The organism is Halobacillus sp. Marseille-P3879 (genome assembly GCF_900240285.1).
GTDB lineage: Bacteria > Bacillota > Bacilli > Bacillales > Halobacillaceae > Halobacillus_A.
Map to the genome: position 1 here is coordinate 1,235,214 of NZ_OESS01000002.1, position 12,922 is coordinate 1,248,135.

The 12,922-nt window shown below is 40.6% G+C and carries 11 protein-coding genes; 3 read left to right on the top strand and 8 right to left on the bottom strand.

Going from position 1 to position 12,922, the window contains the following annotated elements:
* Positions 1-15 precede the first annotated feature (15 nt).
* Positions 16-1,125, top strand: a complete 1,110-nt coding sequence (gene ytvI, locus C1A12_RS14170) for a sporulation integral membrane protein YtvI (RefSeq protein ID WP_101844619.1) — start codon at positions 16-18, stop codon at positions 1,123-1,125.
* A gap of 84 nt (positions 1,126-1,209) precedes the next feature.
* Here ytvI and C1A12_RS14175 read toward each other — a convergent pair whose 3' ends face one another.
* The 8 genes from C1A12_RS14175 to dnaE form a co-directional block, all read right to left on the bottom strand.
* Positions 1,210-1,602, bottom strand: coding sequence for an FxsA family protein (locus tag C1A12_RS14175; protein ID WP_101844621.1), 393 nt, complete (start codon positions 1,600-1,602; stop codon positions 1,210-1,212).
* Between the two features lie 98 nt (positions 1,603-1,700).
* Positions 1,701-3,461, bottom strand: coding sequence for a pyruvate kinase (pyk, locus tag C1A12_RS14180; RefSeq protein ID WP_200816604.1), 1,761 nt, complete (start codon positions 3,459-3,461; stop codon positions 1,701-1,703).
* Between the two features lie 40 nt (positions 3,462-3,501).
* On the bottom strand, positions 3,502-4,461 hold the full coding sequence (gene pfkA / locus C1A12_RS14185) for a 6-phosphofructokinase (protein WP_101844625.1): 960 nt from the start codon (positions 4,459-4,461) through the stop codon (positions 3,502-3,504).
* A gap of 179 nt (positions 4,462-4,640) precedes the next feature.
* Positions 4,641-5,603, bottom strand: coding sequence for an acetyl-CoA carboxylase carboxyl transferase subunit alpha (gene accA, locus C1A12_RS14190; RefSeq protein ID WP_101844629.1), 963 nt, complete (start codon positions 5,601-5,603; stop codon positions 4,641-4,643).
* The gene (accD, locus tag C1A12_RS14195; RefSeq protein ID WP_101844630.1) at positions 5,600-6,457 is read right to left on the bottom strand and encodes an acetyl-CoA carboxylase, carboxyltransferase subunit beta; all 858 of its coding nucleotides are present in this window, start codon (positions 6,455-6,457) and stop codon (positions 5,600-5,602) included. The genes accA and accD overlap by 4 nt, the downstream gene beginning before the upstream one ends.
* Before the next feature lie 91 nt (positions 6,458-6,548).
* Positions 6,549-7,163 (bottom strand): FadR/GntR family transcriptional regulator, encoded by a 615-nt coding sequence (locus C1A12_RS14200; protein WP_101844945.1) that lies wholly within the window; start codon positions 7,161-7,163, stop codon positions 6,549-6,551.
* 67 nt (positions 7,164-7,230) lie between these two features.
* Complete coding sequence (locus tag C1A12_RS14205) at positions 7,231-8,469, bottom strand: NADP-dependent malic enzyme (protein WP_101844631.1); 1,239 nt, start codon at positions 8,467-8,469, stop codon at positions 7,231-7,233.
* Between the two features lie 145 nt (positions 8,470-8,614).
* Positions 8,615-11,956 (bottom strand): DNA polymerase III subunit alpha, encoded by a 3,342-nt coding sequence (dnaE, locus tag C1A12_RS14210; protein WP_101844633.1) that lies wholly within the window; start codon positions 11,954-11,956, stop codon positions 8,615-8,617.
* A 127-nt stretch (positions 11,957-12,083) separates the two neighbouring features.
* On the opposite strand from dnaE, the gene C1A12_RS14215 reads away from it, so the two are divergent.
* Complete coding sequence (locus C1A12_RS14215; protein WP_101844635.1) at positions 12,084-12,416, top strand: YtrH family sporulation protein; 333 nt, start codon at positions 12,084-12,086, stop codon at positions 12,414-12,416.
* A complete protein-coding gene (gene ytrI, locus C1A12_RS14220; protein ID WP_101844637.1) occupies positions 12,416-12,919 on the top strand; it encodes a sporulation membrane protein YtrI in 504 nt (167 codons plus the stop codon). The genes C1A12_RS14215 and ytrI overlap by 1 nt, the downstream gene beginning before the upstream one ends.
* The last annotated feature ends 3 nt before the right edge of the window (positions 12,920-12,922 follow it).

Sequence of the window (12,922 nt, forward strand, 5' to 3'; positions counted from 1 at the left end):
AAAGGAGATCATAAGATGGAGTCTTTAAATATCCAGCAGCTCGGTCGATTATCGATCGTCCTTTTGAGTTTTATATGTATTTATTTTATTGTATTCTTTATGTGGCATTTTTTATTTCCTTTTATAGTTGCTATAACTTTTTCCTGGCTCATTCAGCCGCTGATCCGCATTCTTCATACCACGTTTAAAGTTCCTAAATCAGTCGCCGTAATAACCATTCTTATCATTAGTGTAGGCTCACTGGTTACCTTCTTCGCTGCAGCGGTAACGAAGGTCATTACATTTATTCAGGATTTGTCAAATCAGGACTTCTCTGGTTATGTACATACAATTAATGTATTTCATAATCAATTTATCAGCTGGATTGATTTTGCTTTAACCTATGTGAAAGATTGGATCGGTACATTTAATCCTTCTTTTAACTCTTCTTTATATAGTTATTTAGAAGAGATTAAGCAACGGCTTGTCCAGTTCGGTATTGAGCAGTTACACGCTATTCTGCAAATGGTAAGCGGTTTACTTACTAACCTGCCAAGTATGCTGATTGCAGGAGGATTTATCCTTATTTCAACTTTTTTCATTAGTAAGGACTGGGACCAAATTCAGTCTATTTTTCATGACTATTTTTCCAGCAGACTGCGTTCACCTATTAAAACGATTGCCACTAATTTTAAAGCAACACTAAAACAGTTGCTAAAAGCCCAGCTTATTTTAATGACGATAACGATGGTTATTGTTTTCATTGGAATGCTTATTGTAAAACATCCTCACCCTTTCTTAATTACACTTCTTGCAGGAATCATTGACTTCATCCCATATATTGGGACAGGGGTGATTTTTCTCCCATGGATAACATACGCATTTTTTACGGACCAGTTTGGTATGACTATTCAACTTTCCTGTATCTATATGACGGTTGTAGTGTGCCGTCAATTGTTCGAACCAAAAGTATTAGCCTCTCACTTTGGTATTCATCCTTTATTACTATTGATGGGACTTTTTATAGGGTTTCAAATCTGGGGAGGAGTGGCCATTATTATTACCCCCATTATTATCGCCTTTTTCAAAGCGATGCATTCCTCCGGAGTACCCTCCCAGCTCTGGGAATATATTTTAGGAAAATAGCTGCGGCGGTTTTCACCTTTAAATTCTCACCAATACATAAAAAAAGGAGGACCGGTTATTGTAGAACCAGACTCCTTTTCCTGATCAGCGTCTATAAATTGTGATCGTATTGCGATCCATAAGTTTATTAATCAAGCGCCGCAGCGCTGCCTTCATTGGTGCCCTCGTAGTTGGAATAAGCAATAAGAACCCTGCGGCATCAGTGATAAATCCAGGAGTTAACAGAACTGCACCCCCAACTAACACGCAGGCACCATCTAGTAAAGCATCACCTGGCAATTCATGGTGAGCCATTGAATTCTGCACTTTGCGCAATGTCTCCAAACCTTGCTGCTTAGCTAACCAGGCCCCTAATACTCCAGTAAATATAATAAGCAGTATGACCCACCATGGACCCACTAAATTTCCGGCCCAGATTAATAACCCGATCTCTAAAGCTGGTACAATTAGAATAAACAACAATAACCAGCGAAACATATGATCTCCCTTTCTTAACCATTTCATCTATTATATCGAATATAACATGAACAAGCGAAAAAAAGACAGAGAGAACCTCTCTGCCTTTACTTCACGACTTATAGGACGCTTGCGTGCCCTTCGTATATATCACCACGTGTACTGTCCATAGTGAGATCAGATCCGTCTTTTATCTTGTCCAGTGCATCTTCTACTCCGACGATCACCGGGATCCCAAGACTTAAACCAACCACAGCTGCGTGGGAAGTTAAACCGCCTTCCTGAGTAATAATTCCTCCAGCTTTTTCAACGGCAGTCATCATATCACGGTCTGTACTATAGGTTACTAAAATATTTCCTTCTTCTACACGATCAATTGCATCCTGGGCATTTTTGGCTACGACCACACGCCCGTAAGCACTTTTACGTCCTACTCCCTGACCTTTTAGTAAGACATCGCCGATCACATGAACTTTCATAAGGTTCGTTGTACCGCTCTCACCAACCGGTACTCCTCCTGTAATTATAACTCGGTCTCCTCGAGTCACTATACCTGAAGCCAGTCCACGGTCAACGGCTACATCGAGCATATCATCAGTAGACTCGGATTGAGGTCCCATAACGGCATATACCCCCCATACAAGCGACAGCTTGCGATTTACCCGCTCACTGGAAGTAATCGCTACTATTGGAGCCTGAGGGCGATATTTCGAAATCATTCGAGCCGTATGTCCGCTTTCAGTAGGTGTAACCACTGCATTAACTTTTAAGTTAATCGCTGTATGGGTTACAGACTGGCTGATCGCATCCGTAATCGTCATATCACTATGTTTTGAACGTTCATCTAAGATAGCTTTATAGTTTAAGCCTGTTTCTGTTTTTGTAGCAATATTTGACATCGTTTGTACCGCTTCGCGAGGATAATCGCCAGCAGCAGTTTCTCCAGAAAGCATAATAGCATCAGTACCGTCAAAAATCGCATTTGCCACATCAGACGCTTCCGCACGTGTTGGACGAGGGTTACGCTGCATAGAGTCAAGCATTTGAGTAGCTGTAATTACAGGCTTTCCTACTCTGTTACATTTTTTAATTAATTTCTTCTGTACAAGCGGAACATCTTCCGGCGGAATTTCAACTCCAAGGTCCCCACGTGCCACCATCAGTCCATCACTTACTTCAAGAATGTCATCTATATTGTCGACACCCTCCTGATTTTCAATTTTAGGGATGATTTGAATATGGCTGGCGTTGTGTTGTTCAAGCAATTCTTTAATTTCCAGCACATCTGAAGCACGACGGACGAAAGAAGCTGCAATAAAGTCTACATCCTGTTCTATTCCAAATTCAATATCCCTAGCATCTTTTTCAGTAATGCCCGGCAGATTCACACTGACGTTTGGCACGTTGACACCTTTTTTGTTTTTTAAGAGTCCATTATTTAATATGGTGGTTTTTATCTCATTTTGATCTTTTAATACTTCTTCTACTTTCAATTCAACTAAACCATCGTCCAGAAGAATTTTCGAACCTGTATGCACATCGTTAATAAGACCCGGGTAAGTCACAGAGAAACGTTCAGCAGTTCCTTCAATCTCTTCCATCGTTACATAAGCAGTATTTCCTTTTTCTAAATATGCTTCACCATCTTTTAGGGAACCTGTACGGATTTCAGGCCCTTTGGTATCTAGTAAAATCGCTACGGTCTGCCCGGTTACCGAGGCAGCTTCACGAATATTTCTTATCCGGGCTCCGTGTTCGTCAAAATCTCCGTGGGAGAAATTAAGACGTGCGACATTCATACCTGAGTTAATGAGATCTGTTAAAATTTCAACAGACTCGGATGCAGGACCAATCGTACTTACAATTTTTGTTTTTCTAATCATAGATATTTCCTCCTCAAAAGCCTTGTTAACAAAAAAATTAAATAGAAAGTTCTTTAGAAAGCCGGTACATATCTAAATCAATAGAATGATCACGGTTCAGCACTTCAAGAATATCATGGTCGACCAGCACATTATTCTCAATACCCACCATACAGCCGGCCTTGCCGTGCATAAGTAGATCAACAGCATAAGCGCCTAACCGGCTTGCTAAAACACGATCACTGGCGGATGGAGAACCGCCGCGCTGAGTGTGGCCCAGAACCGTTACGCGTGTCTCAAGGTCTGTAGCTTCTTCCACTCTTTTACTAAAGTCGACACCGCTTGTGACGCCTTCAGCTACAATAATGATACTGTGTTTTTTACCACGTTCATGTCCTCTTTTTAAACGTTCTATAACTTCGTCAAACTCATCATCCATCTCAGGGATAATAATACTTTCAGCACCGTCAGCTAGTCCAGCCCATAATGCCAGGTCCCCGGCGTCTCTACCCATTACCTCAATAACATAGGTGCGTTCATGAGAAGTAGCCGTATCACGAATCTTATCGATTGCATCAATTACTGTATTTAAGGCTGTATCAAACCCTATTGTAAAGTCAGTACCCGGAATGTCATTATCAATTGTACCTGGAACTCCTATACAAGGATATCCCTTCTCAGTGAGCTTCTTCGCCCCTTTAAAACTTCCATCTCCACCAATAACGATAAGTCCTTCAATTCCATGCTTTTTCAGCTGTTGAATGCCTTTTTCCTGTCCTTCTTCAGTCTTAAATTCCTCGCAGCGGGCAGAATAAAGCATCGTACCTCCCCGCTGAATGATGTCACCGACAGAACCCAGTTCCATTTTTTTAATTGAGCCATCAATCAAACCTTGATAGCCGTGTTCAATCCCATATACTTCGACATTATGATATATCGCTTTTCGGACAACCGCACGGATAGCTGCGTTCATGCCCGGTGAATCCCCGCCGCTAGTTAATACACCAATTTTCTTCATGTTCCATCACCTCAAAAAATTAAAATGTTCCTTTTTAATCTGTGTGCCCAAATACTAACGAAATCAAACCAATACGATTTTTATGAAAGCGCGCCCATTCCCATAAGATGACAAAAGCCGCACATTCTGATAGTGCGACTTTCTTGCAAAAGGACGACCTATTCATTTTCCGAGTCTAATTATATATTAAGTTCGGTGTAATCGCCAATTTTTTTATATTTGTCGAACCGTTCTTCTAAAAGTATCTCTTTATCTTTATTTATCAATTCAGCTAACGCCTTTTGTATAACTTCTTCTATTCGTCGGGCCTGGCTTTCAATATTACGATGTGCCCCGCCTCTGATTTCAGGAACCACATCATCAATTACATTTAATTCTTTTAAATCCTGAGCGGTGATCTTCATCGTCTCTGCTGCTTTTTGAGCTAGATTAGAGTCTTTCCATAAGAGAGCAGCTGCCCCTTCAGGAGAAATAACCGAATAGGTGGAGTTCTCCAGCATAAAAATCCGGTCTCCTATCCCTAACCCTAAGGCTCCGCCGCTTCCCCCTTCACCAATAACGATACAGATAACAGGCACCGTCAGACCAGACATTTCTACCAGGTTTCTGGCTATCGCTTCACTTTGACCCCGTTCTTCGGCCGCACGTCCAGGATAAGCACCTTTCGTATCAATGAACGTAATAACAGGTCGATTAAATTTCTCAGCCTGTTTCATTAACCGTAATGCTTTCCGGTAACCTTCCGGGTGAGGCATTCCAAAATTTCGTTTAATATTTTCTTTTGTATCCTTACCTCGTTGATGACCGATAACCGTCACCGGCTGATCATTAAATTTAGCGATTCCCGACACGATTGCTTCATCATTTCCAAACAAGCGGTCTCCGTGGAGCTCAAGAAAATCACTAAACAAATGTTCAATATAATCTAAAGTAGTCGGACGTTCAGGGTGTCTTGCCATTTGGACCCGATCCCAGGGAGCCATTCGGTCGTAAACATCTTTTTCCAGGTTTTCCAACCTTTTTTCTAAGGTGGCAATCTCTTCACTCAAATCCATTTCGCTTTCCTCGGTCAGCCTCTTTAATTCCGTGATTTTATCCCGAAGCTCAATTACCGGTTTCTCAAAATCCAATACGTGCTTCATTGCTGCTCCTCCTTACGATGAATATCCAGAACAGTGGAAAGGGTCTCCTTCATCTCATGACGATGAACTACACGGTCTAATTGTCCATGTTCTAAAAGAAACTCTGCAGTTTGGAAATCCTCGGGAAGTTTTTCACGAATCGTCTGTTCAATAATCCGGCGTCCAGCAAAACCAATTAATGCTCCTGGTTCTGCAAAATTGTAGTCTCCGACGGAAGCAAAGCTTGCTGACACACCCCCAGTGGTCGGGTGGGTCATAACAGAGATAAATAAACCGCCATCTTCATGAAGACGCCGCAAAGCTACAGATGTCTTGCCCATCTGCATCAAGCTTAAGACACCTTCCTGCATCCTTGCTCCTCCTGAAGCCGTAAATATAATGAATGGAAGACCGGCTTTTCTGGCATTCTCTATGGCGTTCGTAATTTTTTCACCTACTACTGAACCCATACTCCCCATGCGGAAACGGGAATCCATAACAGCTATAGCTGTTTCATTTCCATTTAAATAAGCCTTTCCAGTAATTACAGCTTCATTTAAAGCTGATTTCACACGATCCTTTTCCAACTTTTCCTCATAGTCAGGAAATTCCAGTGGATTAGTTGAGGTCATATTCTTGTCCCATTCTTCGAAAGAGTGGTCATCAAATAAATGCTCAATCCGCTCAAAAGCATTTAAGCTGTGATGATGGTCACAATGAGGACAAACGTTCATGTTTCGAATAAGTTCTTTTCTATAGAAAATCTTTTGGCAGCTAGGGCATTTCTGCATAAGCCCTTCAGGCACATCCTGTTTTGCCTCTTGACTAGGTATGGATGCATATCGTTTTTTCTTGCTGAAAAAATCTCTTAGCAAGGCAATTCCTCCTTTAGGACAAGGGTCGTTTCTATGTTATAATACATAAATTCTCCTGCGGTTGATAACGAAAGCTGTCGATTTTTATGTTCTAACAGCTTGTTTCATCTATAGTGAACAAAGAGTAAACCTTCTCTTTGGATTGATCGGCCAGAGCTTCATATAACCATGTATACCATTTCGTTGAATACGTAATATCATGTACCGTATGAGTAAATCCGCAAATAAACTGCCACATCGATAATAGCAGGGGATGGCAGGATTGTTCAAATAAGTATGTGAATAAGTGCTGATGAGCTTCAGGATTACATTCGGTTGGAAGTAAGATTTTTATTTTGTCCATCTGTTCTTCCGATAAATGTCCGATGGATAATAGTACTATTTCTTTTTCTAACATTTTTTTAGCTGTCAGTAACTCTTCTCTTGTTCTTGTATTAGTTAAAAGAAACTTAGACAGCAGGCCCACCATATGATATGGGCGGTACGCTCTCATAAATGTTCCTTCACCACGTCGAGTTTCAATCAGACCTAATAGTTCCAGGGCGCGTAAAGCTTCACGAATTGAAGATCTTCCTACTTGCAGCAATTCACTGAACATTCGTTCAGAAGGCAGCTTATCTCCAGGCTCAAGTTTTTTATCTTCAATGTAAGCCTTTATCTGTTCCAACACTCCTTCATACACCTTTTCATCTAACGTATGGGTCATTGAACAGGCCCCTTTCATAATGACAAAATTCAAGGAGAAAAGCCAGCGGCCTTTCTCCAAGGGTTAACTACTCTTCATCTATTAACGTCAAATACCTTGTCTTCTCTGCTACTTCTTCAGGGTCGACATGGTGACGTGCGACTCCAGACTCCATTGCTGCTTTTGCCACACTTGCTGCAACCGCAGGCGCCACACGTGCATCAAACGGAGCAGGAATAACGTAATCCTCATTTAATTCCTCATCACTGACAAGCTCAGCAATTGCTTCTGCAGCAGCAATTTTCATCTTTTCATTAATTCTGGTCGCTCGTACATCCAGGGCTCCTCGAAAAATGCCGGGAAACGCCAACACATTGTTCACTTGATTAGGAAAGTCAGAACGCCCTGTTCCAATAACGCGAGCACCTGCCTCTTTTGCATCCTCCGGCATAATTTCCGGTTCCGGGTTAGCCATAGCAAAAATAATCGCATCATCGTTCATACGAGAAACCATTTCTTTTGAAAGCAGCCCTCCTACAGATACGCCGATGAACACATCAGCTCCGGCCATGACTTCTTCAAGGCTGCCCTCCTGTTTGTTCTTGTTGGTGATTTTAGCAATCTCATCTTTGACATCGTTCATACCTGAAGTTCGCCCTTCATAAATTGCTCCCTTTGAATCACACATAATGATATCTCTCACACCAAAGTGATAAAGAAGTTTGATAATAGCTATCCCGGCTGCACCGGCACCATTAGCGACAACTTTAATGTCAGAAAAGCTTTTCCCTGTGATTTTAAGAGCATTCATTAAACCAGCCACAGTAACAATAGCAGTGCCGTGCTGATCATCATGAAAAATTGGAATATTAGTTTCTTTCTTCAACCGATCTTCAATGATAAAGCAATTCGGAGCGGCGATGTCTTCTAGGTTAACACCACCGAATGTAGGCTCCATTAATTTGACAGTTTGTACAATTTGATCAATATCTCTTGTATTTAAGCAGATCGGAAAAGCATCTACTCCCGCAAAGCTTTTAAATAAAGCAGCCTTTCCTTCCATAACCGGAAGTGAAGCCTCAGGACCTATGTTGCCAAGCCCCAGTACAGCAGATCCGTCACTTACCACTGCTACCATGTTGCCCTTCATCGTGTAATCATAAACCGTTTCTTTATGATCATAGATTTCTTTACACGGCTCCGCTACTCCCGGAGAGTATGCTAAACTTAAATCTTTCGCATTTCTGACGGGTACTTTTGAATTAGTCTCCAATTTACCTTTGTTAGCACGGTGTATATGTAGTGCTTCGTCTCTTAAATTCGTCACAGGTACACGCTCCTTTTAGAACTGTAGAATAATACCGAATCAAGTGGTCAGACCACATTTAACCTCTTAATTATAACAGATCAATAGCTTGTGTAAAGAACTTCAAAATAGTGGACTTAGATTTTAAGTTTTCCCGATAATTCTTCTATTCTCTCTTTAAGACAACTGATTCCTCTCCAAAAAAATCATAAAGCTTTTTTAAACAAGATTCTGTTGGATTTACAAAATAAGAAGAGTCGAGCTGGTATGTTTTCCGATCATCTTCAACAAAAACGAGTACAGTCGTATTGCCCGGGAAATATGATGCAACTTTCCTTAACCTATCCAGTAATTGCTGCTCGTCCTTTTTAGTAGTTTTAATAAACAACCTTGTTTTTTCCTCAGAAGAAAAATCTAGTTTATTAAATTCGCTTATTTCGTTAATAATCCACTGTTTTTTCTCATTTCTTTTCTCGATTTTACCTTCAATTATAACGAGTTGGTTTTCTTTCAGCTGTTGTTTCACTTCGCGATAAACATCAGGAAATAATACAGCTTCCATCTCATCCGTTTCATCACTTATCGTTAAAAACGCCATTGGATCGCCACGTTTGGTACGGATTTGTTTGATTTCATCAATGACAGAAGCTGTCCGGGCCGCACGTTTATGACTAAGGTTCGAACTGGACCGAAGTGTAATATATCCATTTGAAGCTAAATGACGACGGTGGCTCTCCAATGGATGCTTAGACAAGTAAATTCCTAACACTTCTTTCTCTAATGAAAGTTCTTTTAGTACTGGAAACGGTTCAACTGAATCTAACTGACCTTCTATGTCTCCGTCAAAGGAAAATAAATCAGGCATGTCCTGAAATTCTCTAAAGAGTTCCCCCTGCTCTAATGCTTGATCAATATTTGCTAATAAACTCGCTCTATTTTGCTGCAGTTCATCAAATGATCCAGCCATTATGAGCGACTCCAGTATTTTTCTGTTTATCTCCTTGACTTGTAATCGCAAACAAAAATCGTGCAGGCTTTTATACTTCCCTTTTTTTCGTTCTTCCACAATAGCCTGAGCCGCAGGATAGCCGATTCCCTTAATAGAGAGGAACCCCAGCCGGATTGCCCCATGTTCATCTTTTGCATAAGAAAAACTTTTATTGATTGATGGAGGTTTCACTTTAAGAGAAAAATCTCTTGCCTCCCTGACGTATGACGCTAGTTTATCTTTGTCTCCTAAAGTAGAATTGATCAATTCCGCCATGAAAACAGATGGGTAATGGGCTTTAATATAGGCTAATTGATAGGATATAAAGCTGTATGCTACAGCGTGGCTTCTGTTGAATCCATAATTAGAGAACTTAACAATCCATTCAAAAAGCTGATTGGCAACGGCATGGTCAAAACCGTTCTTTACAGATTGCTGCACAAATTGCTGCTGTTGCTCTTCAAGAACCATCCGCTGCTTTTTGCTTACTGCCCTGCGAAGCAAATCAGCTTCTCCAAGGGAGTAACCTGCTATTTTTTGAGCTACCTGCATAATTTGTTCTTGATATACAAGTACCCCAAATGTTTTCTTTAGTATTGGCTGAAGTGCAGGGTGTGGATACTCTACACTGTCCCTGTTGTGCTTGCGCTTAATATATACTGGTATATATTCCATCGGACCAGGTCGGTACAACGCGTTAACAGCTACTACATCTTCAAAATTCGAAGGCTTTAGTCGTCTCAGCACACTCTTCATGCCTTGAGATTCAAGTTGAAATACGCCATTGGTACGTCCTTGCTGCAGCAGTTCAAGTGTCTTTTGATCGTTTAGTTCTATCTGGTTGTAACGAAAATCAGGCTGTTTGTAGCTTCTAATCTTACTTTCCATTTTTCTTAACAATGATAAATTCCGCAAACCAAGAAAATCCATTTTTAATAACCCGATGTTCTCTAAATCTCCCATAGCCAACTGAGTAAGCAGGACCTCTCCCTGGCCCTGCATTAAAGCCGTGTAATTCATAAGTGGTTTCTCACTTATAACTACCCCGGCCGCATGAGTGGAGACGTGCCTCGGCAACCCTTCAAGCTTTGACGCAACACGGAACAGTTTAATTAACTGGGGTGAGGAGCGAATATACTGTTTTAAGGGATCAGACTGCTGAACTGCTGCTTTCAGTGAATGGCTTGTTCCTCCAGGCAGCTGTTTTAATATAAATGATGCATCGTTCTCATCAATTTCCAGCACTTTAAAGAGTTCTCGCAAGACACTTCTTGTTGCGAACGTTCCAAACGTACAAATTTGAGCTACATGTTCTCGTCCGTATTTGTGGGCAACGTATTCAATAACTTCGTCTCTGCGATCATCCGGAAAATCTATATCGATATCGGGCATGGATATTCTCTCCGGGTTTAAGAACCTTTCAAATAATAAGTCGTATGCTAACGGATCAATTTTGGTTATACCAAGCAGGTAACTCACGATTGAACCTGCAGCTGAACCTCTGCCCGGTCCAGCTTCAATCCCATTCTTTCTAGCATAATCTATAAAATCCCATACTATTAAGAAGTAGTCACTGAATTTCATAGAAATTATAATCTCTAACTCTCGGTCTAAACGTTCTTGTGCTTCTTTATTTTCCTCTGAATAAATATTTTTCAATTTGTTATTACAAATTTTTCTTAAATAGTCATCTGCCGATTCACCTCCTGGAACAGGGTAGGAAGGGAGCAGAGTCTGATTTAGGTCAAGCGTTAGATTACACAAGTCAACAATTTCTTTATTGTTATCTAACACTTCCGGCCACCAATCCTTAAAGTAAGTCCGCATCTCTTCTGGGCTTTTTAAATATTGATGCCCCTCTGTCGCTTCATGTTCCTTTTGAACCGGAGTATTAAGCGCTATTGCTCGTAAACATTCATAAGCTTCAGCGTCTTCTTTATCTAAGTACTTTACTTGATTCATATTAGTAACAGGAATTTGAGTGTCATCAGTCCATTCTTTTAATATGGTATGAAGCTGTCTTTCCACGTGAAGTCCATAGTCTTTTACCCCTAAATAAAAGTTATGGAACACTCCCTGCCACTCTTCTACTTCTTCCTTCACTCGAGTAAATGACTGATTCATTAAGGCATCAGCCCAGGAAGTATCAGAAACAGTCACGACAGCTGCCAAGTCATTGGCAGAAGGCGTTAGATCAGTCAGTTGAAGTAATTCATCACTCAGCTGATTCTTTGTGCTAAGTTGAAGGAGGGCATGATAGCCGGTACTATTTTTAGCGAGTAAGGTAACTGGAACTTGTTCATTTTTAAAGGATATCACCAACCTCAAACCGATAATTGGTTTTATCCCTGCTTCTATACAGTGCTGATAGAAGGAAATAGAACCACTTAATACATTCTCATCTGTTAATGCCAATGACGTAAACCCAAGACTTTTGGCTTTCTCTACTAAAAGAGGGATTTGAATGGTACTATTCATCAAACTGTAACCGCTATGTACTTGTAAGTGAGTATAAGACATTCCGTTCACCTCTTCCCCTATATTATATGGAATTCAATTCAATGATAAAAGCGTCTTGCATATATTCGCTTCATAAAGAATAGCTTGGTTATTAATAGACCATTACTTCTTTAAGGAAGCTGATAAAATGGAGGAAAGATTAGTTATATCAATGATCCAATGCTTTTTCATCGCATTTGGAGTAATTATGGGCGGCACACTGATTGGAAGTATTGGTACCTTTCTAACAGGTGAGGCTCCGCTGACTTCTATGTTTAGAATTGCAAAAGGCCTTCGAATCTGGGCTATTGTTGCTGCCATTGGAGGAACATTCGATGCTATAAGCAATTTTGAAAGAGGAATATTTGAAGGGTCTACATTTGATCTATTCAAGCAAGTTATGATCATTATAGCAGCTATGGGAGGCGTACAAGCGGCTTTGTTTGTTTTTGAGCTGTTGTTAGGCGAGGAGGTTACTTAATGTACATTCCTCCACAGATTAGAAGCAGAGAATGGAGAAGGTTTTACGCAGGATGTATCTTTGGAGCGATAACAGGATACATTCTATTTGTCTTCATTAACGACCAGCTTCACGAGCACCTGGAAGAAGAAAATATTCAATTGTCCACAGAATTAAATGAAATTGAAGCAAAGTACGAAAGTCTTGTAAACGAAGAAAAAGAAGCTGATGAAGAGAAAAATCAAGCCCTGACTATCCAGGAAATAGTTCCGAGCTACAGTAACGCCAAGGAACTTCAAGTTGACAAATTAACTCAGCATCAGCTTTCTTCGATGGTCAAAGATCAACTGCAAAGTCTTACTGGGGAGAATATTGAAGACATTAGTGACCAAAGTGAACTCATCATCGCCACTATAGAAAACAAACAATTTATTGTAGAAGATTTCACTTATACTCTTACTATTGAAAGGTTGATTATAGCGAATCAGCTGCAGCTGCATTTATCGATTACTCTTGAAAATTAACGG

Excerpts from the sequence above, each read along its gene's own strand:
- ytvI (WP_101844619.1), top strand. The coding sequence starts at position 16 with ATGGAGTCTTTAAATATCCAGCAGCTCGGTCGATTATCGATCGTCCTT.
- C1A12_RS14175 (WP_101844621.1), bottom strand. The coding sequence starts at position 1,602 with ATGTTTCGCTGGTTATTGTTGTTTATTCTAATTGTACCAGCTTTAGAG.
- pfkA (WP_101844625.1), bottom strand. The coding sequence starts at position 4,461 with ATGAAGAAAATTGGTGTATTAACTAGCGGCGGGGATTCACCGGGCATG.
- accA (WP_101844629.1), bottom strand. The coding sequence starts at position 5,603 with ATGAAGCACGTATTGGATTTTGAGAAACCGGTAATTGAGCTTCGGGAT.
- C1A12_RS14200 (WP_101844945.1), bottom strand. The coding sequence starts at position 7,163 with ATGACCCATACGTTAGATGAAAAGGTGTATGAAGGAGTGTTGGAACAG.
- dnaE (WP_101844633.1), bottom strand. The coding sequence starts at position 11,956 with ATGTCTTATACTCACTTACAAGTACATAGCGGTTACAGTTTGATGAAT.
- C1A12_RS14215 (WP_101844635.1), top strand. The coding sequence starts at position 12,084 with ATGGAGGAAAGATTAGTTATATCAATGATCCAATGCTTTTTCATCGCA.
- ytrI (WP_101844637.1), top strand. The coding sequence starts at position 12,416 with ATGTACATTCCTCCACAGATTAGAAGCAGAGAATGGAGAAGGTTTTAC.